The sequence below is a fragment of the Bacteroides sp. 1_1_30 genome (assembly GCF_020982715.1).
Classification (GTDB): Bacteria; Bacteroidota; Bacteroidia; order Bacteroidales; family Bacteroidaceae; genus Bacteroides; species Bacteroides xylanisolvens.
The window spans coordinates 24,877-48,114 of sequence record NZ_JAJKHN010000044.1 but is presented as its reverse complement, the minus strand read 5'-3'; the positions used below and the strand labels follow the sequence as shown (position 1 = coordinate 48,114).

The 23,238-nt window shown below is 45.2% G+C and carries 18 protein-coding genes; 3 read left to right on the top strand and 15 right to left on the bottom strand.

Going from position 1 to position 23,238, the window contains the following annotated elements:
- Window positions 1–11: 11 nt before the first annotated feature.
- From LPH68_RS14285 to LPH68_RS14225, 13 genes are all read right to left on the bottom strand, one after another.
- On the bottom strand, window positions 12–242 hold the full coding sequence (locus LPH68_RS14285; RefSeq protein WP_004313711.1) for a hypothetical protein: 231 nt from the start codon (window positions 240–242) through the stop codon (window positions 12–14).
- Between the two features lie 686 nt (window positions 243–928).
- Window positions 929–1,543, bottom strand: a complete 615-nt coding sequence (locus LPH68_RS14280; RefSeq protein ID WP_120143789.1) for a polysaccharide deacetylase family protein — start codon at window positions 1,541–1,543, stop codon at window positions 929–931.
- Between the two features lie 110 nt (window positions 1,544–1,653).
- Window positions 1,654–5,067 carry a DUF2723 domain-containing protein gene (locus LPH68_RS14275; RefSeq protein ID WP_151923662.1) on the bottom strand — a complete coding sequence of 1,138 codons (3,414 nt, stop codon included), beginning with the start codon at window positions 5,065–5,067 and terminating at the stop codon, window positions 1,654–1,656.
- 562 nt (window positions 5,068–5,629) lie between these two features.
- Window positions 5,630–6,466, bottom strand: a complete 837-nt coding sequence (locus tag LPH68_RS14270) for a metal ABC transporter ATP-binding protein (RefSeq protein ID WP_008770478.1) — start codon at window positions 6,464–6,466, stop codon at window positions 5,630–5,632.
- 37 nt (window positions 6,467–6,503) lie between these two features.
- On the bottom strand, window positions 6,504–7,433 hold the full coding sequence (locus LPH68_RS14265; protein WP_151923661.1) for a metal ABC transporter solute-binding protein, Zn/Mn family: 930 nt from the start codon (window positions 7,431–7,433) through the stop codon (window positions 6,504–6,506).
- A 38-nt stretch (window positions 7,434–7,471) separates the two neighbouring features.
- Window positions 7,472–8,275, bottom strand: a complete 804-nt coding sequence (gene mnmD, locus LPH68_RS14260; protein ID WP_151923660.1) for a tRNA (5-methylaminomethyl-2-thiouridine)(34)-methyltransferase MnmD — start codon at window positions 8,273–8,275, stop codon at window positions 7,472–7,474.
- Window positions 8,276–8,324: 49 nt separating this feature from the next.
- Window positions 8,325–8,804, bottom strand: coding sequence for a YqaA family protein (locus LPH68_RS14255; RefSeq protein ID WP_044132415.1), 480 nt, complete (start codon window positions 8,802–8,804; stop codon window positions 8,325–8,327).
- Window positions 8,789–9,799: a hypothetical protein gene (locus LPH68_RS14250; RefSeq protein WP_151923659.1), complete on the bottom strand. Its 1,011-nt coding sequence runs from the start codon at window positions 9,797–9,799 to the stop codon at window positions 8,789–8,791. The genes LPH68_RS14255 and LPH68_RS14250 overlap by 16 nt, the downstream gene beginning before the upstream one ends.
- A gap of 114 nt (window positions 9,800–9,913) precedes the next feature.
- A complete protein-coding gene (gene purD, locus LPH68_RS14245) occupies window positions 9,914–11,188 on the bottom strand; it encodes a phosphoribosylamine--glycine ligase (RefSeq protein ID WP_049701516.1) in 1,275 nt (424 codons plus the stop codon).
- A 68-nt stretch (window positions 11,189–11,256) separates the two neighbouring features.
- The gene (locus LPH68_RS14240; protein ID WP_151923658.1) at window positions 11,257–13,455 is read right to left on the bottom strand and encodes a DPP IV N-terminal domain-containing protein; all 2,199 of its coding nucleotides are present in this window, start codon (window positions 13,453–13,455) and stop codon (window positions 11,257–11,259) included.
- Window positions 13,456–13,469: 14 nt separating this feature from the next.
- A complete protein-coding gene (locus LPH68_RS14235) occupies window positions 13,470–14,030 on the bottom strand; it encodes an ORF6N domain-containing protein (RefSeq protein ID WP_151923657.1) in 561 nt (186 codons plus the stop codon).
- Between the two features lie 145 nt (window positions 14,031–14,175).
- Window positions 14,176–15,618, bottom strand: a complete 1,443-nt coding sequence (locus tag LPH68_RS14230) for a class I SAM-dependent RNA methyltransferase (protein WP_151923656.1) — start codon at window positions 15,616–15,618, stop codon at window positions 14,176–14,178.
- A 16-nt stretch (window positions 15,619–15,634) separates the two neighbouring features.
- Window positions 15,635–16,540, bottom strand: a complete 906-nt coding sequence (locus LPH68_RS14225) for a serine O-acetyltransferase (RefSeq protein WP_004296704.1) — start codon at window positions 16,538–16,540, stop codon at window positions 15,635–15,637.
- Between the two features lie 123 nt (window positions 16,541–16,663).
- Between LPH68_RS14225 and LPH68_RS14220 the strand changes: the two genes are divergently transcribed.
- Both LPH68_RS14220 and LPH68_RS14215 read left to right on the top strand, forming a co-directional pair.
- Window positions 16,664–18,706: a histidine kinase gene (locus LPH68_RS14220; RefSeq protein WP_151923655.1), complete on the top strand. Its 2,043-nt coding sequence runs from the start codon at window positions 16,664–16,666 to the stop codon at window positions 18,704–18,706.
- Window positions 18,703–19,482, top strand: coding sequence for a LytTR family DNA-binding domain-containing protein (locus LPH68_RS14215; RefSeq protein ID WP_008641602.1), 780 nt, complete (start codon window positions 18,703–18,705; stop codon window positions 19,480–19,482). The genes LPH68_RS14220 and LPH68_RS14215 overlap by 4 nt, the downstream gene beginning before the upstream one ends.
- Before the next feature lie 90 nt (window positions 19,483–19,572).
- On the opposite strand, the gene LPH68_RS14210 is transcribed toward LPH68_RS14215, so the two are convergent.
- On the bottom strand, window positions 19,573–19,968 hold the full coding sequence (locus LPH68_RS14210) for a DUF3836 domain-containing protein (protein ID WP_008023789.1): 396 nt from the start codon (window positions 19,966–19,968) through the stop codon (window positions 19,573–19,575).
- A gap of 117 nt (window positions 19,969–20,085) precedes the next feature.
- Here LPH68_RS14210 and LPH68_RS14205 point away from each other — a divergent pair, with 117 nt between their 5' ends.
- On the top strand, window positions 20,086–20,229 hold the full coding sequence (locus LPH68_RS14205) for a hypothetical protein (protein ID WP_055235630.1): 144 nt from the start codon (window positions 20,086–20,088) through the stop codon (window positions 20,227–20,229).
- Between the two features lie 129 nt (window positions 20,230–20,358).
- On the opposite strand, the gene polA is transcribed toward LPH68_RS14205, so the two are convergent.
- A complete protein-coding gene (polA, locus tag LPH68_RS14200; protein WP_055235631.1) occupies window positions 20,359–23,208 on the bottom strand; it encodes a DNA polymerase I in 2,850 nt (949 codons plus the stop codon).
- Between the last annotated feature and the right edge of the window lie 30 nt (window positions 23,209–23,238).

Sequence of the window (23,238 nt, the reverse complement as noted above, 5' to 3'; positions counted from 1 at the left end):
GAAATTGTATCCTATTTGGATACACTGGGGAAGCTTCCGGTGTTGATACTGTCAGACAGATCGCGGAAGAAATCGTGGCCGAGGATGTAGGAGATGCGCCAGAGCAGGTGGATGTCGATATTCTCTTTCCGGAATATCTTGTAAACATTGGGGCGTGTGCAGCATAGTTGGGTAGCGAACCAAGTGACGGTGCGTCCCTGTTCGTGAAGCGTGCGTTCAATAAGTTGTCCTGCATGAATCATGTGCCTATTCTGCTTATGTGTGTCCCCCGGACTCCCGTTGGGCGGACAATTCAATCTATTATTGACAGGAATATATAGAAATGGCGTGGGAATCTCTCACCTTCGTCCGTTCCATGTTCAAGGCCTTCGCAATGCCAATTATCGGGAACGAACAACGCAGAAAGCCCACGCCGATATGTACAACACCCGTAGCCTCCCTTTGTTTATCAAAGTGAGGCACGGATGTATATAAATACACATCAGGAGGACGTCTTTGTTGCTGTTAGTCATTCCGATAGGTCAAAGTTTGCGAAGTTTTGAACATAAATGACAAACGCTTGTAAACGTCTTCTCAATATAAACATCTCTCCCTCGCCACCCGGAGGTCTTCTGCGGAAGAGACCGTTGCAAATGTATAAAAAAATACGGATGGAAAAGGTAATGTGAATCAGAAACTTTTTGAATACTGGTTATTTTGCCCTCTTTTTTTCCTTTGCCGGGCGAAATGCGCTTGTACTGACATCTTATAAGAAAGAGGAGTGATCTCCCAATTTCGGGCACGAAACAGGCCTTAAACAACAAAAGCCGGGGCGCAAGACCTCGGCTTATATTTTTATCTTCTTATCAGGGAGCTTTTTGGCTCATTGGAGACTTTTTTTCAAAAATCTCTGTTCTTATCGAAGTTTCTGTTTTCTCAAAGATTGTTATTATAACACCTTGAATTCATACCCTTCCTCTTTCAGGAATTCAATGGCACGAGGAAGTGCATACTGCAGGTTACCGTTATTCCAAGACTTCAGCGAATCATGGAAAGTGATGATGGAACCGTTGCGTGCATAGCGCTTCACATTGTTCAATACCTGTTCCGGGCGCATCCGTTTACTATAATCACGAGTCACGAGATCCCACATGATAATGCGGTAATGATAGCGCAAGGTATAATACTGCCGGAACCCCATGTGTCCGTGTGGCGGACGGAAGAGATCGGAATGGATAATTTCGTCTACCTTTCTGGCGTTTGCGAGGTAATCCGGATTAGAATATTCAAATCCACGGATGTGGTTGAAGGTATGGTTACCGATGCGGTGTCCGTGTTCTACCACTATCCGGTATTCATCCGGGTGCTTGCGTATATTGTCGCCTACCATAAAGAAGGTAGCTTTAATATGATGCTTTTCCAATACTTCCAGTACCCAGGGAGTTACTTCAGGGATGGGGCCGTCGTCAAAAGTCAGATAGACTGCCCGTTCATTCGGATCCATCCGGAAGATAGCTTGTGGATACAACGCCCGGAAAAGCCAAGGTGGTTGTTCTATAAACATGAGAGTCTGTGTTAAACAAGTATTAAGTAATAAGTATTAAGTATTATCCATGCGGAAAACATATCGGAAGCTATGGTAATACTTAATACCTGATACTTAATACTTACTATTTATTTCCCTTTCATTCTTGTCACGTACTCGTTATAAAGTTGGTCGAGCTGCGTGGAGTAATGTTTCGCGAGTTCTTCTGATTTGTATTTTTCCATTAAGCGGACTTCGGCGTCAAGCAAGCTGGCGTTGTACACGAAGTTTTCGCCGGCGATGGCAAGCTGGTTATCGTTCAGGCTAAGATACCAGATCATGTATTCGAGCGATTTGTTGGCAAGCTCGTCGATGATCTTGTTGGCTTTTTCGTTCTGTCCCAGTTGGTAATAAGATTCTGCCATTTGGAAGGCGCCGTTTGCCCAGTCGTACGGTACGTTGTATGACGGAATCATCTTTTCGGCGTAGTCGAGTGCGGCGAGTGCCTTATCCTTCTTGCCTTCTTTGATAAGCTGGCCTACGAGTTGCGTGAAGATACGGCGGTGCGTGTAGCACATACGCATCACGTTCTCGTCGATATAGATACCCGGTTTGTCGATACCGCCGAACTTGAACTTGTTCATCAGGTTGTCATACATCTTTTCGCTGTCAATCTTGCTGTCCAGTTTGTCCGTATCGAACGGTGTGAAACGATAGGCAAGACCTTCCTGCATAAAGTGGTTGCCCATGCCCAGATGGTTTTCGCTTCCTACGGTGATTGCCATATAGATAGGACGTTCCCAGTTGGCATTGGCAAGCATTTCAAGCATCATCAGTTCACTCTTGTAGAGGGCGCGTTTCGGGTTGCCGTTGGCGTCTTTAAGGGTGATTGTCATGTATTCGGGGATAGAATCGCCCAGAGCTTCCGGTATCTTCATGCCGGAGCGGCGTACGGCTTCTTTGTCCACCTTCATTACGATGCTGTCCGTAGGGATAAGCGGCAGTTGGATATCTTTTCCAGTCTTTTTGAGAAGCTCTTTCAATTGGTCGTTCTTACCGAGCATCCAGCGGTTGATGATTTCCTTCAATTCGTATGGATTCTCACCGAAAATGGAGTGAACGAGTGATAATATGGTAGTGTCTCCCTGTGCAGCCAGTTCGTTTGCCTGTTTGAAATAGCTGTCGATGAAAGCCTTCATTTCCGTACGGATAGGGATATATTCATTTTGTCCTTCCACATATTCCACACGGTCCCAAGTGATAGGAAGCGACGGGGAATCGTAGGCCGGACGTTTCATTTGGTCGATATACCAGTCTGTTTGCAAGTAACTTAGGTTACAGGTGCGGGCATCTGTACGGAAGCCTTCTGTTTCCTGGTTGTACCACAATGGGAAAGTATCATTATCACCATTGGTATAGATAATCGGATTTCCTTTTTCCTGTAAGGTCATCAGGTAGTTCTGTCCGAAGTCGCGGGCAACGAAGCGTCCGCTACGGTCGTGGTCATCCCAGGTCTGTCCCGCCATCTGGATGGGGACGAACAAACAGAGCACTGAAGCCAGTACGGCTGCCGGAAGTTCCTGCATCTTACAGTATTCTCGCAGCATACGGATGATACCTGCCACTCCCATACCTACCCAGATGGCAAAGGCGTAGAACGAACCGGCATACGCGTAATCTCGTTCACGGGGTTGTGCAGGGGTTTGGTTGAGGTAGAGCACGATGGCGATACCTGTCATGAAGAACAGGAAGAAGACCACCCAGAATTGCTGGATACCTCGCTGGCTATGATAAGCCTGCCAAAAGAGTCCGATTAAGCCGAGAATCAGCGGCAGACAGTAGAATACGTTGTGTCCTTTATTGTTTTTGAGATCCTGCGGAAGCAGTTCCTGATTACCTACCAGCAAGTTGTCGATAAACGGAATACCGGTGATCCAGTTGCCATGTTCAATTTCTCCGCTACCCTGTATGTCGTTCTGCCGTCCGGCAAAGTTCCACATGAAATAACGCCAGTACATGAAGTTCAACTGGTAGGAGAAGAAGAATTTGATATTTTCCCATTGGTTAGGCATGTTCACCATTACCATTTCTCCGCATTGGTCGTAAGGAACGTCGTGTCCTTTGATGTCTACCCATTGCTTGTAGAGTGGTGCGTGTGACGAGCTGTACATACGCGGGAAAAACATATTCTGTGCATATTCGTATTCCACACGTCCGGGAAGTTCGATATAAGAGTCTTTTTCGTCGGGAGAAGTCTTTTCCTTGCGGACAAACTTGCTTCCTGCTTCCGACTGGCGCGGAATACAATAGCCGTCTTTTACGTCGAGTGCCACTTTCGAAGAGAAAGCAGGACCGTAGAAGAGCGGACGGGTTCCGTATTGTTCACGGCCGAGGTATTCGCCTAGGGTGAATATATCCTCCGGTGAGTTTTGGTCCATCGGAGTGTTGGCAGTAGAACGGATAACGATCAGTGCGTAAGAAGAATACCCGATCACGATCATCATGGTGCACAGCAAGGCTGTGTTCATGGTGCGGGCGGTGATACGCCATCTCTCTTTGATTTTAGCCTGTACACTTGGAGCAAGATAAAGTCCCAGTGCGGCAATAACCAAAATACCGATGATGATACTGCTGGCTCCGTGTCCGTAGAATGGGATACCCAGCAAAGCGATCGTCAGGATAAAGGAGATAGCCATGCGCGCTTTGTTCTTTTCGGTGTAACTTTCGTATACACCCCAAATCAGAGCGGCCGCAAGCAGAATGATATAAACCACTACGCCCGAATTGAATGACATTCCGAGTCCGTTGACGAACAACAGTTCAAACCAGCCGCCTACTTTCACGATACCCGGTACGATGCCGTAAAGCACGGCTGCAACGAGCACCATTGAACCTAATAGCGCTATTAACGAACCTTTGGCGGTAGCATTCGGTGTTTTTTTGTAGTAGTATACCAATACGATGGCAGGCAGACAAAGCAAGTTCAATAAGTGCACACCGATACTCAATCCGGTCAGATAGGCGATGAGGATAATCCAACGGTCGCTGTGCGGCTGGTCGGCTACGTCTTCCCATTTCAGAATCAACCAGAAAACAACAGCGGTAAACAGGGAGGAGAAGGCATATACTTCACCTTCCACGGCCGAGAACCAGAATGTGTCACTGAATGTATAAACCAGTGCACCGATCAGTCCGCTACCCATCACTGTGATAAGCTGTCCTTTGGTGATATTGTTTTCGTCAGTGATAATCAGTTTGCGTACCAGGTGGGTGATGCTCCAGAAAAGGAACAGGATACAAGCGCCACTCATGAGGGCACTCATGTAATTCACCATTTTAGCAACAGTTGTTACGTCGGAAGCAAATTGAGAAAACAGATTCGCCACTAGCATGAAGAAAGGTGCGCCGGGCGGGTGACCGACTTCCAGTTTATAGCCGGTGGTTATGAACTCCGGGCAATCCCAGAAACTTGCGGTCGGTTCTATTGTCAGGCAGTAGACGGTTGCCGCAATGATGAATGTAAGCCAACCCATAAGGTTGTTTACGGTTCTGTACTGTTTCATTAGCACTATCGTAGTTTATTCGTTAAAAACAAATTATGAGGTCGCAAAGATAGTGATTTGTAAGGATAATGAGGAAGAAAGTAAGAAATATTAAGTAACGGAGGGGTGATTTACTATCTCTTTCACTCTTCCGGAAGGCGGGAACTTGTGTGTTGGCAAGTAAGGAATTTGTTTTTAGCCCTTTAATAAATGAGCTCTGATGTATTAGAGATAAACTTCCTTTATCCTGTTAGTGAACTTCTTTTGCCTTAATAACAAACTTCCTTTTCATTAATCATAAACTATAATTGCAAGCTTTGTTTTTATAATTGCAAGTTTCATTTATAAAAACAAAGCTTGCAATTTTATAAACGTAACTTGCGTTTATAGATTATCCTTAGTCAATCATAACTTTCCTGTTAGAGAAGAACAAGTTTACTATTAATACAACGGAAGTTTACTATTAATAGCTTGGACGTTAGGTGTTAACACTTGTAATATCAGCTGTTAATGGTTGAGATTTCAGGTATTAATACTTGGGTTGCTGTATATATATGTTTGGGATATTGAATATGTGTATCCTTTAATGATGGTGATGATGTTCCCCTAAAACCCGATGAGGCAGTGTGCCGTGTCCCAATAGTTCGATGGGGCAGTTGAAGTTTCTTTCCAGCCATTCGGTAGTGACGCCCGTGTCCGGATGGTAATCCAGTGTTTCATTGACACAGGCGATGGATTTTACCTGTTGTAATACAGTGCCGATGTCGTGACTGACAAGGATAATGGCACATTCTTTATTGATTTCAGCTAATAACTCATAAAGGCGTGCTTCGAAACGCTTGTCGATATACGTGCTGGGTTCATCGAGAATCAGCACTGCAGGGTCCGAGATGATGGCACGTCCTAACAGGGCACGTTGCAGTTGTCCACCGCTTAATTGTCCGATAGAGCGGCTTTCAAGCCCTTCAAGCCCCATGCGGGCGATAATCTGTTTGCCTTTCTCTCTCTGTTCGGGAGTGAACCGGGAGGTGAGCGACTTCTGTATGCTCAATCCGGACAGGATCACTTCTTCCACAGAAATAGGGAACTTTCGGTCTATGGTGCTATATTGCGGTAGGTAACCGAGGAAAAGCTGGGATTTCGCGGAAGAACTTTGGTGGGAGTTTTTGGCAGATGTTTCTGTCGAAGTCCCTTCCGTAGATGTTCTTATGGGAGCCTTCTCGGGAGTATGGAATATAATTTCTCCTCCGGTTGGTTTTAACAGACCGAGGATGCACTTTATAAGCGTTGTTTTGCCGCCTCCGTTCGGACCTATAATACCTAGAAAATCCCGTTCGTAGATGCTTAGATTAACATCGTGGAGAACAGTGCGACCGTCATATCCGGCGGAAAGATTCTTTATTTCGATTATTGGTTTCATCATTGGAAAGGGCTTGATTGGTTCTTTCTTTATACGTTTATTTGGTGGCAGCTTGCGGCGCAAGGGCTTTGGCTACATTCAGCATTTCTTCCTCCCAGTCATAACTTAACGGGTTGATAGGGATCACTTTCGTTCCGGTTTGCTGCGCGATGGTTTCCGCATTGCGTTTGTCAAACTCCGGTTGAACGAAGATAACGCCTACATTTTCCGCCTGACAGACGTCTATCAGGTCTTTCAGATGAGCGGGAGAGGGTTCTTTGCCTCCTTCTTCGATTGAAATTTGATGCAATCCGTAGTCGCGGGCGAAGTAGGAGAGAGCCGGATGATAAATCATGAAGGCTTTGGCTGCTTCGGGGGTGGAGAGTTGCCGGCGAATCAGGCTGTCGGTGTGCTGGATGCGCTGACAGAGAGAGTCGTAACGGTTTCTATAATATGGTTCGTTTGCTTTATCCAGTTGGCTAAGGGCTTTGTAGGTGTTTCCGGCGATGATTAAAGCATTACCGGTAGAATTCCATACGTGTGGCTCTACGGCGTGGATATGGCCGTCGTGACTGTTGTGGCCGTGGGCATGGCTATGGTCATCATTATTGAGTATGAGGTCGATTCCTTTCGAGGTGTCGAACACTTGGATATGGGGAGTATTGTTCATCAGGCGATCCATCCAGGTTTGTTCGAAGCCGATGTACCCGATGCGGAAATAGGCTTTGCTGTCTCCTAAAGAAACAAGTTGCTGGGGGATAGGATCGTATGTCTCCGGGCTGGAACCTTTGGGTACCATGCTGACTACTTTGAATTTATCTCCGGCAATGGCTTCGGTGAAATAACGTTGCGGTTCCAGTGTGACGGTTATCACCGGCTTTGTCTCGTCATCGTTACTTGCTTGGAAGGAACGTCCTGTGCAGGCTGCCATTAGGAGGCAGGCACCAAGAAGGAAAAGTGTTCTCATATCTTTTAGTTGTTGTTTCATGATTTTTTCTGTTTCGGGGTTTCAATCTTATCTTGTTTCTACTCTTGTTTCCGGGCCCGTAATATTTCCCGTTTACCACCCGGAGGTCCGGGGAGACGTTCTACTGTGAATCCGGCTGTCTGCAACATTCGGCGTACTACACCTTTGGCACAGTAGGTAGTCAGAATTCCGTCTTTATCTAATAAAACATAGAGACGGTTGAATAGTTCTTGCGACCACATTTCCGGTTGCTTTTCCGGGGCGAAGGCGTCGAAATAGATGGTATTAAACGGAGTATTGGAAGTTGAATATTGAGAAATGACTGCATTGTTGTTGGTGCTGTTCATTTTTGACTCTTCCTTCTTTCCCGTTATCCATTGATTGACGTCCGTTTCTATTTTTCGTAAGGTGAAGTGTGGCGTAAGCTGCACGTCTTTCTCCCAGGGCGATGTATGAAGCTGCTTAAACAATTCGATAGCCGGTTGTTGTTCTTCTTCATCATTCGGGGTAAATTGCTCATCGGTTGCTGTCTGCTTCCGATGTATGGTAAGCTGCTCATCGCTGGAGATATACCCTAGCTGTTCTACTGTCTGCCAGTCTAGTGGATAGAGTTCCAGTCCTGTATAGTGTATATTTCGTCTGCTTCTTTCTGCTTCTTCAAGGGTGAGCCAAGCGTTTAGTCCTGTCCCGAAGCCGATTTCAAGAACACGTGGAGTAGCGGCAGGAGAGGCTTTCAGCCCCATATCGATGAAAATATGTTGAGACTCCGTGCGTGCCCCTTTCGTCGAATGATAATGTTCATTCAATTCCGGAACAAACAGAGTAGCGCTCCCGTCATCGGTTCTCTCAATTATTCTTTCCATCACTCAATCTTTAATACTTAATACCTAATACCTAATACTTAAAAAAGATTTACCCTGCCATAGCATCCCAGGCACTTTCGAGCACATACAGGAGAAGGATATAACGTATCAGTTTGCCGACAAACATGGAAACGATGGTCAGCCATGTGTTGCTTCGCATAAATCCCAGTGCAATGGCGATCACCTCGCCAATGGCAGGAAGAAAGGTAAAGAATGCCATCAATGCCCCTTTCCCTTGCAGGAATTTCACCATTTTGTCTACCTTTTCTTTCTTTACCTTGAAGTATTTCTCAATCCAGCTAACTTTACCCAGACGTCCCATGTAGTAACAAGTCATTCCGCCCACTGTATTGCCCAGAGTGGCGGATATCAGACAGGCTATCGGGGGCAAGCCGAGCTTCACCAATGCCACCAATACCAGTTCGGAACTGAAAGGCACGATGCTCCCAGCCAATAAAGCCGAGATGAATAATCCCGGAAGTCCCCATTCTATGAGGAGTTGTATCATTGAATCTACAAAAGCGTCCATATATTAAAAGCAAATAAGAGGATGAGGCCGACCAATGAAATGATAAAGAACACATTCGAACTTTTACTATTGGTCAGTACAAAGAAATGTCCGATCAGGATGCTGTTGCTTATGATAAGCAAAGGCAGCAGGGCACTGCAATATATCGGTTGCAAGGCAATCAGCAGGAACAGGAAGAGCGTCAGGTCTATCAAGAACTGGAGATAGGCACGTGTGCGTATCTTATCCTCAAATCCGGCAGCGATGCAATGAACGGCACTGACGATAAACATCACGAGCAGATAGCCCAGTATAGCCAATTCCCAGGGTTGAAGGATTTGTAAGTTAAAGACTTCTCCGAAAGCTAATAGCTGGTTGAAAGGGCGGTAGAACAACTCCATCTTGTTATAGAAGAAGGCGTGTCCGAACAGCATCCAGTAGGGCAGCATCCATCCGAGCAGCGCACCGCAGAAACTGCGAGGAGTGAGCGACTGGAAACGGTAGGCTTCGAGCAACCAAAGTACCGAGAGGATGGTGAGCTGCGGGAAAAGAATACTTCCCGCTCCGATAAAGAAGAAGGAATAGAATAGATAGCCCGCAGCTTGAGCTTGCTGATAGCTTTTAAACAGAAAATAAATGGAAATAAGAGAACCGAGGGCGACAATGTCTCCTATGTATAGTAAATGCATTCCCGGACAGACGGTAACCAGCAGGAAATAAATAGCTGTCTGCATGGAAGCCCTCATGCGGATAATACTGAACTGGTTGTTCAGCTCTATCAGAAAGTAGCCGATGATTGCGTAAACCAGAAAGCTGACAATTCGTTCTGCCCATCCCGGAAGCAGTAAATCGCGGGTGGATTGCAAGAAAGAAGAGCTGTCCTTGGGTGTTGTTGAGGCTATGGAGTCGGGAAATAAAAAGTAAGTCAACACCCAGCATAGGGCGCAGATAAAGATAACGGCAGGCAGGGTCCACCGTCCTGCCGTCACTTGACTTTGTAGTCTTTTATTTCTCATTGGTCTGTCAGTTCTTTTGCCGCCCGGCGGGCATATATCATCGCTTTGTAGGATCTATATGCCGTGCAAATAGGGGATTTATGCCTGCCGTGGCGTATCATTACAGGTTGTTTCTTACAAATCGAATCCGATGTCGCGGCGGAAATACTTCTTGTCGAAGTCGATCATGTCTGCCACTTTGTAGCTCTGTGCCAATGCTTCTTCTTTCGTTGCACCGTAAGAGCAAACGGCAATCACACGTCCTCCGTTCGTCACCACTTGTCCGTCTTTCATGGCTGTTCCGGCATGGAAGATGATGCTGTCGGTAGCGGCAGCCTGTTCCAGTCCGCTGATAGGGAATCCTTTTTCGTAGGCTTCGGGATAACCGCCGCTGACAAGAATGACGCAGCCGGCCGAACGTGGGTCCATCACCAGTGTTTTCTCGTTCAGGTTGCCTGCCGCTGTGCCTTCAAGCAACTCTACGAAGTCGCTTTGGATGCGCAACATCACGCTTTCTGTTTCCGGGTCGCCCATGCGGACGTTGTATTCGATAACCATCGGTTCACCTTTCACCTTGATAAGACCGAGGAAGATGAAACCTTTGTAGGTGATCTTTTCTTCTTTCAGACCATTGATGGTCGGTTCGATGATACGTGTGCGTACTTTCTCCATATATACTTCATCAGCAAACGGAACCGGAGTTACGCTACCCATACCGCCTGTATTCAATCCTTTGTCGCCTTCACCGATACGTTTGTAGTCTTTCGCCACAGGGAGGACTTTGTAGTTGTCTCCGTCTGTCAGTACGAATACAGAGCACTCGATACCGCTCAAGAACTCTTCAATCACAACGGTTGCCGATGCGGAACCGAACATGCCGCCGAGCATTTCTTTCAGTTCTTTCTTCGCTTCATCAAGCGTAGGAAGGATGAGAACTCCTTTCCCGGCACAAAGGCCATCAGCCTTCAGTACGTAGGGAGCTTCCAACGTTTCGAGGAAAGCGAGGCCCTCTTCGAGGTTTTTGGAAGTGATGCTTTTGTAGCGGGCTGTCGGGATGTTGTGGCGCATCATGAAGCCTTTGGCAAATTCCTTGCTGCCTTCCAGTTGCGCTCCTTGAGCCGAGGGACCGATCACGGCAATATGCTTTAGCTCCGGACGGTTTTGGAAGTAATCGTAGATTCCTTTTACCAACGGATCTTCGGGACCTACTACTATCATTTGGATGTTCTCTTTTAGAGCAAAAGCACTGATTGCTTCAAAATCGGTTGCTTTGATGTTGACATTCTCGCCTACGGCAGTTGTTCCGGCATTTCCCGGAGCAATGTATAGTTTTTCAACTTTCGGACTTTGGGCAATTTTCCATGCCAGTGCATGTTCGCGGCCGCCCGAGCCTAGTAATAATATCTTCATCTTTGTATTGTTATGGATTTATACTGTTATCTATGATTCGTATGGATACGGTGGTGTCTTTGTCAGTTTTATAAGTTCTGCTCAAAATACCGGGTGATTTTCTCATGCAGATGTACACGGTCGCGTCCTGCTACGTTGTGCTTGTGGCACGGGTAGATAAACAGGTCGGGATAAGTGCGGGCATCTACACAGGCTTTCATGAACGACAGGGTGTGCTGTGGCACGCAGGTGTCGTCGTGGTCGTCGTGAATAATCAATAGGTGACCTTTCAGTTGGCCGGCAAGGTTTTTCAGATTACATTCTTTGTAGCCTTCGGGGTTGCTTTCCGGTGTATCCATATAGCGTTCGCCGTACATCACTTCATAATAACCCCAGTCGATTACCGGGCCTCCGGCAACGCCTACTTTGAATATTTCCGGGTAACGGAGCATCAGGGCGGTAGTCATGTGTCCTCCGAAGCTCCATCCGTGTACGCCGATGCGTTCGCTGTCTACGTAGGGGAGGGATTTCAGGAATTCAACGCCTTTTACCTGATCTTTACCTTCTTCGATGCCAAGACGGCGGAAGGTGGCATTTTCAAATGCCAGTCCACGGTTGCTGCTGCCACGGTTATCGATGGTGAACATGATATAGCCTTTACCTGCCATGTACGTATCCCATCCGCGTGCGCCGTTTTGCCATCCTCCGGTGACGCATTGCGCGTGAGGACCTCCGTAGACGTATACGATGACGGGATATTTCTTGGCCGGGTCAAAGTTGGCCGGTTTCATCAGGCGATAATGCAGGTCGGTGGTGCCGTCTGCCGCTTTGATTGTTCCGGTTTCGATGCTTGGCTTTTGGTAGCCTTCGTAAGGGCTTTCAGCAGTCAGCAGATTGGCTGTTTCTTTGAAGTTTTTGGTGTCTACCAGGTTGATGATGCGAGGCTGGTCTTTTGTTGAATAACGGTCGATAAGATAAGTGCCGGAAGCGCTAAGCATGCCGCTATGTTCGCTTTCTTTGCAGTTCTCGAACGGTTGGCTTATTTTTCCATTGCTCACGTTTACAGCGAAATGTCCGCTTCTCAAGCCTTCTACGGCTGTGAAGATGATTTCTTTACGCTTTGTGTTGAATCCCAGGACGTCGCTGACCAGCCAGTTGCCTTTGGTCAGTTGTTTGACTTTGCCGGCCTGGAAGTAAGTACCACCGTTGGCGCTGTTATAAGTTTCACCTTTCATGTTGGCTGCATTGGCATCAAAGAGATAAAGATGATTGTAGCCGTCACGCTGACTTTGATAGATGAACTTGGTAGGGTCCCACGGCAAAAATACGATTGCGTTTTGTGGCTCCACGTATTTAGGATGCATTTCTTCGTAGAGAACGCCCATCGGTTCTCCTGTTTCTGCGTTGTACTGGCAAAGTTTGGCGTGGTTCTGGTCACGGTTTACTTCAATCAGGTAGAGGCTTTTTTCATCCGGTGACCAGCTGATATTGGTGAAATAACGGTCTGTGGGATCACCTGCGTTCAGATAAATGCTTTTGCCTGTGGCAGGATTGTAAATGCCTACTTTTACCTGATGGCTCGTCATGCCTGCCATCGGATAACGTACATTGTTCACTTCGCCTACGCGTGCAGTGATGTCTACAAGCGGGTATTGTGTCACCATGCTCTCGTCCATACGGTAGAAAGCGAGCAGGTTGCCTTTCGGGCTCCAGAAAGTGCCTTTGTTGATACCGAATTCATTGCGGTGTACTGTTTGCCCGCAAACGATGCCTTCGGGTTCATTGGTTACCGCTTTTTCGTTCACATATAGATTGTTACCTATCGTGTATGCTACGTTTCCACTGGCTGCGCAATAGTCTTCATTATCCGCTCCGTCTTTTGTTTTGAGAGTGCTGACAACTTGATTGCTCTTGAAATCATATACAATGAACTTTCCTGCTATCGTGAATAGCATTTGTGGCTTATCGGCCCATGGGAAACTGACGGAATACAAGTGTGATAACTTTCCTGCCTTGTTCTCTTCAAGCACTTTGTTGATCTGTTCACGAGTGATAACCATTGTTTCTTTCCCCGTTTTGGGTTGAATCGAATAAAGGGTATCTACGCCCGGCTTGATACATTCGTCACCCCACCATTGCAGTCCGTACAGGTTGTCTGCATAGCGGTAACTCTCGCCACCCGGAATCAATTCTTCCAGTGTCGGCTTTTTGGTTTCTTGTGCCATAACATTGAATCCGATTGGTAGTGCCAACAATAAAAGCATGGCTCTTTTTCCAATTTTACTCATTGCTCTTTTCTTTATTATTTGTTTTTAAATCCTTCTATTTTTACTCTGTCCAAGGGAGTCTGTCTTGATTGGATAATTGCACTTATTTTAGCAAAGGCATTAAATAGGTCGTCAAATTGTTTTTCGTAACTTTCCCTATCAGAAGTAATATCTTCTTCGAGATATTCGATGCGTTGTTTTAATTCTTCCAACTCCTTTTTAGGTACATTGGATAGAAGATATTGGCGCATACGTACAAAAGCACGGATAATATTGATATTTACTTCCACAGCGGTCTTGGATTTGAGGACGCTGGATAACATAACTATACCATATTCAGTAAATGCAAACGGAAGATATTTGATGTTATATCCTTGTCCTGTTTTCAAGGTCGCAATTTGCGACCTTGAAATTGCAACTTCTTCTTTTGTTAGCTCGAACATGAATTCAGCAGGAAAGCGTTCAATATTACGACGTACTTGTTCCTTGAGGCGTTTAGTCTCAACTCCATACATTTCTGCCAAATCAAAGTCAAGCATAACTTTTTGCCCTCTGATTTCGTATATTTTGTTTTCTATAATGGCTATATCATCCATCTTTTTTTGTTTAGACAGGTTCCAATTTGTGACTGAACATTAGAACTATGGTGTAAACTTGAAGTTCCAATTTGGAACTTCAAGTTTTTAATTAATTATTAACTAGCGAATTACAGGGTGAATAAGTTGTTGGAATTAGAATTGTTTATTCCTCTTCCTTCTTCGGAATCCTCGGCTCCCGATTCCCTTTAAACTCTCTCGGTCCTCTTGAATCTCTTCCTCCGCGGAATTCTCCCCGTGGCTTTCTATCTCTTCCATCACCAGCTTTGAACTCACCACCTTCTCTACGTGGCTTGTATTCTCCCTCTCTGCGAGGTCTGGATTCGCCATCCCGACGCGGTTTGAACTCACCTTCGCGGCGTGGCTTAAATTCTTTTCTTTCTCTGAATCTTGGAGCCTGTTCTCCTTCAGCCTCTTTCTTTTCTTCTCCCTCTTCCTGGCTCTTGAACTCTTTGTATTTTCCGTCAAAAATCTCATATTTGCGGAATTCACACTCCAACGGTCCATTGAACAAAGGAACTTTCTGGCTTGCCTTCAAGCCAATCTGGTCGAAACACTCTTCCCGATAAGAAAGCACCCATGCCTCGTTTCCTACAAACGCATGTTTCAGACGTTCACCGATCATCTGATAAAGTCCAAGCAAATCATTAGTGGAAATACGTTCACCGTATGGCGGGTTAGTGATGATAATCGACTTCTCCTGCGGCTGTTCAAACTGCTGGAACGGCTGCAGCTTCAACACGATGTCTTTCGATACACCGGCAGCTTTTATATTATGAGTCGCAATCTCATTAGCTTTCGGATTGTTATCGTATCCGTAAATCTTATGAGCAAATTCGCGCTCCTGACTGTCATCATTGTAAATCTCATCGAACATATCCGCATCGAAATCTACCCATTTCTCAAAAGCAAATCCTTTACGGAATACTCCCGGAGCGATATTCTTAGCAATCAGTGCCGCTTCAACAGGGATAGTACCCGAACCACACATCGGGTCGATCAAATCACATTCTCCGCGCCATCCGGTCATTAGAATCATGCCGGCAGCCAATACCTCATTTAACGGGGCTACTACTGCTTCCTGGCGATAACCGCGACGGTGAAGTGATTCTCCGGACGAGTCCAAAGACAACGTACAGGTAGTCTGTGCAATATGAATATTCAGAAGTACATCCGGATTGTTGATACGTACCGACGGACGTTTTCCTGTTTTATCACGGAAATAATCCACAATCGCATCTTTCACCTTATACGAAACGAATTTCGAATGGCGGAACTCATCACTGAATACTACTGCATCGATAGCGAACGTCTTGTTCACATCGAGATATTCTTCCCATGGAATAGCCTGTATTTGATTATAAACCTCATCGGCATCTTTGGCTGTAAAGTTTTTAATTGGTTTCAGGATACGGATGGCGGTGCGAAGGCAAAAATTCGCCTTATACATCATACGTTTATCTCCTGTGAATGAAACCATGCGGCGTCCTATTTGAATGTCGTTGGCTCCTAATGCTGTCAGTTCTTCTGCAAGTATCTCTTCCAGTCCCTGGAAAGTCTTGGCTATCATCTCGAATTGTTCGCTCATATAGATTCTTTTGATTTTATTTTTTTGCTTTAGTTTGTACGATTCTTGCTCCTGCAGGAACATTCTCCGTTACCCAGATATTACCGCCTACGGTTGCATCACGCCCGATGGTGATTCTTCCCAAAATAGTGGCGTTGGAATAAACAATCACATTGTCTTCCAGGATCGGATGGCGGGGGATTCCCTTGATTGGTTTTCCGTCGGCATCCAGCGGGAAACTCTTGGCTCCCAGAGTGACGCCCTGATATAGCTTGACGTTATTTCCGATAATACTCGTGGCACCGATAACGACACCCGTACCGTGGTCGATAGTGAAGTGAGTGCCAATCTTTGCGGCCGGATGGATATCAATTCCCGTTTCGCTATGCGCCATCTCCGTGATGATGCGGGGAATCAAAGGAACACCCAGTTCCAGCAGTTCATGCGCGATACGGTAATTGCTGATCGCTTTAATGGCCGGATAGCAGAAAATTACCTCTCCATAACTTTCGGCAGCCGGATCGCCGTTATAGGCGGCTTCCACATCGGTTGCCAATATTCTTCTCATGGCAGGTAGCTTACTGATGAATTTAGCAGCAAGACGTGCTGCCTCTTCCCGTTTCGAGTCGGAGCAGACGTTGCATTTCCCCTCTATGGAAGTGCTAAAACACAATCCGGCCAGGATTTGCTCACAAAGTAAATCAAACAATTTCTCAATGTTGACGCCGATGTGATAATTAATTGTCCGGCTGTTAATAGTAGAATTTCCGTAATATCCGGGGAAGAGAATGGAGCGTGAAAGCTCAATAATTTCATACAAGACTTTAGCAGAGGGCAGTGGTTCGCCATCTTTGTGCTGATGAAACAGTCCTTTATAAGATTCGCTTTCCGATAGCTCATCGACTGCCTGTGTCAAAATGTGGGTGAAGTTCAGTGGACTCATTAGGTCAGTTACTCATATTTATATGGGCACAAAGGTATTAAAAAAAATAATAAAATTCGCTGGGATTCAGGATAAATAATGTATTTTTGTCACATTCAAAACATGACATGAATAAGGGGACTGATGAATCGGAAGACTGCTATGAAACTATTTGGACTGTTGGGGTTGTTGATGTTGTTGAGTTGCGGATATGCTGATAGACACCGCAATAACTCTTCGTGCGAACAGGTGTTGGTTGATTCTCTGGAAGTTCGTGTACAGGATTCTTTGTTTTCCAATGTGCATTATTCCCGCTCACAGGTGCTTGACGCACTGACACAGGCGCAAGATTCCCAGGTCTATTATCGTCTGCTTGCCCTTTATGGGAAAACATTCTTTGTCTCTTCCGATTTTGATTCTATACTCTATTACAACCGTCGGGTAAAGGAATTTTCCCGCAATGCTTCCCAATCTCTCCAATCTCCCCAATGGAATGATGTATTATCCGATGTTTATAATGTCGAAGGCAACGTGTGGATGCAACTGAACCGCCCTGATTCTGCAATTACCGACTATAAGAAAGCCTACGAATATCGTCTGAAAGGAAAAAAACTGCACCTGCTCCCGGATATTTGTATCAATACTGCTGATGCCTACCTGCATCGCAGTGACTTGGCACACACTGCTTCGTATTATCGTCGTGCCCTGTTTCTCTGTGATTCGCTAAACTTGTCCGAGCACGCGAAATTCCCTGTCTACTACGGATTAGGGCAAACCTACATGGAACTGCGGGATTTCGATTTATCCAATCATTACTATGAATTGGCCGGACAGTATTTCGATGAAATGAACGTGAGCGAACGATGGACCTATCTCAACAATCGCGGTAATCATTATTATTACCGGAAAGACTATCAGGAAGCCTTGAAATATATGCGCAGGGCCAATGTGCTCGTCTCTTCTTATCCGCAGATGGTGTTTGAACAGAATTTTATCAAAGTAAACCTGGGAGAACTGTACCTGTTGACTGACAAACTGGACTCCGCACAGTCCTGTTTGGACGAGAGTTATCGGTTCTTCTCCGATATACAGCATAACTCGGCTGTACATTACATCGAAACCCAGATGATTGAACTGGCATTGAAGAAAGGAAATATAGCTCAAGCGAAAACTATGATCGCCCGGACTGCTCCTGTGGGGCATCTTGACGCTAATATGCTGACTATACGCAATCAGTATCTACAACATTATTTTGAGCAGATTGGTGATTACCGTCATGCCTATGAGTATCTGAAACGCGATTGTCATTTGGATGATTCCATTCGTAGCGAACGAGTACAGATGCGTGTTGCCGAACTGGATATGCGCTACCGGCAAGATACAATCGTGCTTCGTAAAGAAATGCAGATTCAGCGACAGGCAGGAGAGATGAGGGTGCTCAAATTGAGCGTATTTATCTGGGTGCTTGTCTGCGTGCTGCTTGTGGCGGGAGTAGTGGTGGTTGTCTGGTATATGCGTAAAAAGAGGGAGTTTCTTCGTCAGCGTTTCTTCCAACAAATCAACCGGGTTCGCATGGAGAACTTGCGGAGCCGTATTTCTCCTCATTTCACTTTTAATGTATTGGGACGTGAAATTAACCAGTTTAACGGCTCGGAAGAGGTGAAACATAATCTGATGGAGCTGGTGAAGTATCTTCGTCGGAGCCTCGAACTGACCGAGAAGTTGAGTGTATCTTTGCAAGACGAACTGGATTTCGTGCGTACATACATCGAATTGGAGCGCGGACGTGTGGGGGAGGATTTTGTAGCGACGGTCACAGTGGAGGACGGATTGGATGCAACCCGCATCATGATTCCTTCTATGATTGTACAAATTCCGGTAGAAAATGCGATTAAGCATGGACTGGCGGGAAAGGACGGAAAAAAGGAACTAAGTGTATATGTTTCCCGTGAAACAAATGGGATTCGCATGACGATTACTGACAACGGACGCGGATATCTTCCGCAAGTGGCTTCCGCCACACGGGGGACTGGCACAGGGCTGAAAGTGCTTTATCAGACCATCCAATTACTGAATACAAAGAATAAAAGTGATAAAATACGTTTTGATATAACCAACAGAAGCGATGGACAAACTGGTACGCAAGTGTCGGTATATATCCCGTTTCGTTTTTCTTATGATTTATGATGGAGACAGAAGAAAAGTATAAGGTAGTCATCGTTGACGATGAACGTACAGCGATTGATGCTTTGCGCCGCGAGTTAGAGCCCTATCGTGAATTTGAAGTAAAAGGAATTGCAGGGAATGGTGCAAAGGGTAAAAAGATGATTATGGAGTTGCATCCGGATTTATTGTTTCTCGATGTGGAGCTTCCGGATACATTGGGGCTTAACCTGCTAAGTGAAATTAGAGAGGATATTTTGTGGGATATGAAGGTGGTGTTTTACACCTCTTATGATAAATACTTGCTTCAGGCATTGCGTGAGTCGGCTTTCGACTTCCTGTTAAAGCCTTTTGAAGCGGAAGACCTGAAAGTGATTATGGAGCGTTACCGGAAGGCGATGACCTCTGCTTCGCTTCCTCTTTTGCCTTCTTTTGCCTCTTCTATCAGTGCATTAATGCCACAACAGGGCATGTTTATGATTAGCACAGTGACGGGTTTCAAGCTTTTACGCCTGGAAGAAATCGGCTTTTTTGAGTATCTGAAAGACAAACGTCAATGGCAGGTAGTCTTGTTTAATCAGACTCGCCTGAATTTGAAACGGAATACAAAAGCAGAAGATATTATCAGTTATTCACAAGCTTTTGTGCAGATTAGCCAATCGGCTATTGTAAATGTTAATTATCTGGCAATGATTGATGGTAAGTGTTGCCAGCTTTATCCGCCTTTCCATGATAAGAACGATCTGATGATTTCCCGAAGTTATCTAAAAGAACTGCAAGAGCGTTTCTTTGTTTTGTAATGTAGACCTTATAAATTGCAATACGCCACTTCTTCAGCAGAAGCGGCGTATCTTTTTTTGTTAGAATATTAGAATGAGAGAGAGTTTATGTTACATATTTGTATTATCCATCGTAACGGTCATTTCGGGTACCAGTACGTAGGCTTGTTTTTTAGCGTTCCATTTATAATAATTGGTAGTAACGGTCTTGCCTTCATACATATAGTTGATGCGTAGGTCTTTTTCCCATTCGTCCTTGCTGCTATTCCACTTTAAGGCTTCGCTTTCAATCATACGTTTATTGTCATCGTACTTGTAGTTGTACTTCATGTAGTTGGCAAGTGTGTTTCCGTCCATTTTGTAAACGGTCTGTCCCACTGTCATACCATTCTCTTCGATTGGATTATAAATCAATTGATTGTCGTAGCTACGTGCAGAAGTAGCAAGCGATACAACAAGAAGAGCTGCAGATAAAACGAACATTTTTAAAGATACTTTTGCTTTCATGGCTATTTAAATTTTTGAGTTATACTTTCATTTGTCTATCAAATGCATTGGTTTTACGCTGCAAATCTACATATTAATTTGGTATTTATGCATTTTAGAAGATAAAAGATTGTCAAAATGTCAATAGGTAGGGCGGGAGATGAGTTGCTTTTTGCCAAGATTGGTGACAAAAAAATATCCGGCAGTCAATCTGCCGGATATAGAATGAATCACTTCGTCGAAAAAGGATTCCTTTTTCTAGCTTTCTGGATAATGAGTTAAATAATGTTATTACCTATACTTGCTTCTATTTTGTAAGCGGAAACCCCGGATAAGGTGGAGTCACTCTGCGCAATTAGTATCTAAAAGATAGCAATTCCTTATTAAGGTGGCCTTTATTCACTTAATGGTTTAATGTGCCTCAAGCCAGTTTTTGCCCCATCCGCAATCTGCTTTCAAGGGGACGTGCATGCGGTATGCTTTCTCCATTTCTTCAATGACAATTTCTTCTACGCGCTCTTTTTCATTGACGGGAACGCTGAAGTTTAATTCGTCATGTACTTGCAGGATCATTTTGGCTTGTATTCCTTCGGTTTGGAACCGTTGATAGATACGTGCCATTGCTACTTTTATAATATCTGCCGCACTTCCCTGGATAGGGGCGTTGATGGCATTTCGTTCCGCATATCCGCGTACAACGGCATTCCGGGAATTGATGTCCGGCAAAAAGCGCTTCCGATGGAAAATTGTTTCTACATAACCTTTTTCCTGGGCCACCTGAATACTTTTGTCCATATAGGCTTTCACTCCCGGATAAGTTTCAAAGTAACCGTCGATCAATTCTTTGGCTTCTTTGCGGTCTACATTCATCCGTTCGGCAAGACCAAATACGGATATGCCATAGATGATACCGAAATTGGCAGTCTTGGCTTTACGGCGCATGTCGGAACCTACATCTTTCAGATCAATCTTATAGATTTTGGCAGCGGTGGCAGCATGAATATCGTGGTTGCTAAGGAAAGCATCAATCATATTCTTATCCTCGCTAAGGTGTGCCATAATACGCAATTCGATCTGCGAATAGTCGGCAGAGAAGAAGAGGCAGCCTTCATCGGGGATGAATGCTTTACGGATTTCTTTTCCATTCTCGTCGCGGATAGGGATATTCTGTAAGTTCGGGTTACTTGAACTAAGGCGTCCCGTAGCGGTTACAGTCTGGTTGAAAGAGGTATGCACCCTTCCTGTGCGTGGGTTGATAAGTAGGGGAAGCGCATCGATATACGTGCCCAATAGCTTTTTCAGTCCGCGATGTTCCAGAATCTTTTCTACCACAGGATGTTTATGCCGGAGGCTTTCGAGCACTTCTTCCGAGGTGACATACTGCCCGGTCTTGGTCTTTTTCGCTTTTTCTATAATCTTCAGTTTGTCAAACAAGACTTCGCCGACTTGCTTGGGTGAAGCGATGTTGAAGGTCTCACCAGCCAGTTCGTAAATCTCTTTTTCGATTTGCTCCATCTGGGCGGTGAAATGAGCGGATGATTGTTGCAGTGCTTCCGTGTCCAGCAATACTCCGTTCCGTTCGATATTGACCAATACCGGAACAAGCGGCATTTCTATATCATAGAATAAACGTTCGGCGTCATTCTCTTTCAGCTCTTTCTCCAATACGTTTTTCAGTTTCAGAGTGATGTCCGCATCTTCGCAAGCGTACAGATATACATCTTTCGGGTCGAGGTCGCGCATGTTCTTCTGATTCTTTCCTTTGGGGCCTATCAGTTCGTCAATATGGATGGTCTGATAATGCAGATAAATTTCTGCCAGGTAATCCATACCATGACGAAGCTCCGGTTGAAGAACATAGTGAGCGATCATCGTATCGAAAAGCGGACCTTTTACTACTGCACTATAATTCTGAAGAACGATCATATCGTACTTGATATTCTGTCCGACTTTTAACGAATTCTCATTTTCGAAGACCGGGCGGAACTCCTTTACGATTTTTAACGCTTCGTCCCGATCTGATGGAACAGGAACATAAAATGCTTCATTTTCGGCAATGGAAAAACTCATTCCGACCAATTCGGCATCCATTGGTTCGGTTCCGGTGGTTTCCGTATCTAACGAGAGAATTTTAGATGTAAGTAACTTTTGAATAATTTCTCTTCTTTTCTCCTCTGTATCAATGAGTTGATAGTTGTGTGGCTGCGATTCTAACGTCTCTAGATTTGATTTTTTTGCTTCATTCGGTTCATTGGGCGTGAAATTCGCAAACAAATCGCCTTGTATTCCGCCTCCTTCTTCGGGAAAAAGTGGAAGAGGAGAGGGGGCGCTTTTTCCGGTGGCGACTTTGCTTCCGGGAGTGGAGGTTATTCCATTTCCGGAAACTTCTTTTTTTAGTACCCGATCGATGAGCGTTCTAAATTCCAATTCTTCGAAAATGCTGCGAAGTGAATCTTCGTCTGCTTCTTCGCGGACAAGAGAATCCATTTCAAGTTGGATGGGCACATCGATTTTAATCGTGGCGAGGAATTTCGAGAAAGTAATCATTTCCCGGTTCGTTTCCACTTTTGTTTTCAGTGCACCTTTCAGTTGGTCGGTATGCTCTAATAAATTTTCGATGCTTCCGAATTCGGAAATCAGTTTTTGAGCAGTCTTTTCTCCTACTCCGGGACATCCGGGGATATTATCCGAAGAGTCGCCCATCAGTCCGAGCATGTCAATCACTTGTGCCGGAGACTGAATGTCAAACTTGGCTTTCACTTCTTCAACACCCATCACTTCGAAACCTCCTGTGTGCTTGGGACGGTACATAAATACCTTGTCGCTTACCAACTGCCCGTAATCTTTGTCGGGAGTCATCATATAGGTGGTGATACCCTGACGACCGGCTTCGGTGGCGAGCGTACCTATCACGTCGTCGGCTTCGTAGCCTGCAACTTCCAGAATAGGGATGCGGTAAGCACGAATAATATCCTTTATAATAGGTACGGAAAGGCGGATCGCTTCCGGAGTTTCTTCACGCTGCGCTTTATATTGTTCGAAAGCTTCGTGGCGGAAGGTAGGTCCTGCAGGGTCGAAGGCTACTCCTATATGAGTGGGATTCTCTTTTTTCAGCACTTCTTCGAGGGTGTTTACAAAACCCAGTATAGCTGAAGTGTTGAATCCTTTGGAATTGATTCTTGGGTTCTTGATAAAGGCGTAATACGCCCGGTATATCAGTGCATAAGCGTCTAAAAGAAATAATTTATTACTTGAATCCATAGATTTAATTAATTTTTCATGGTAAAAGTA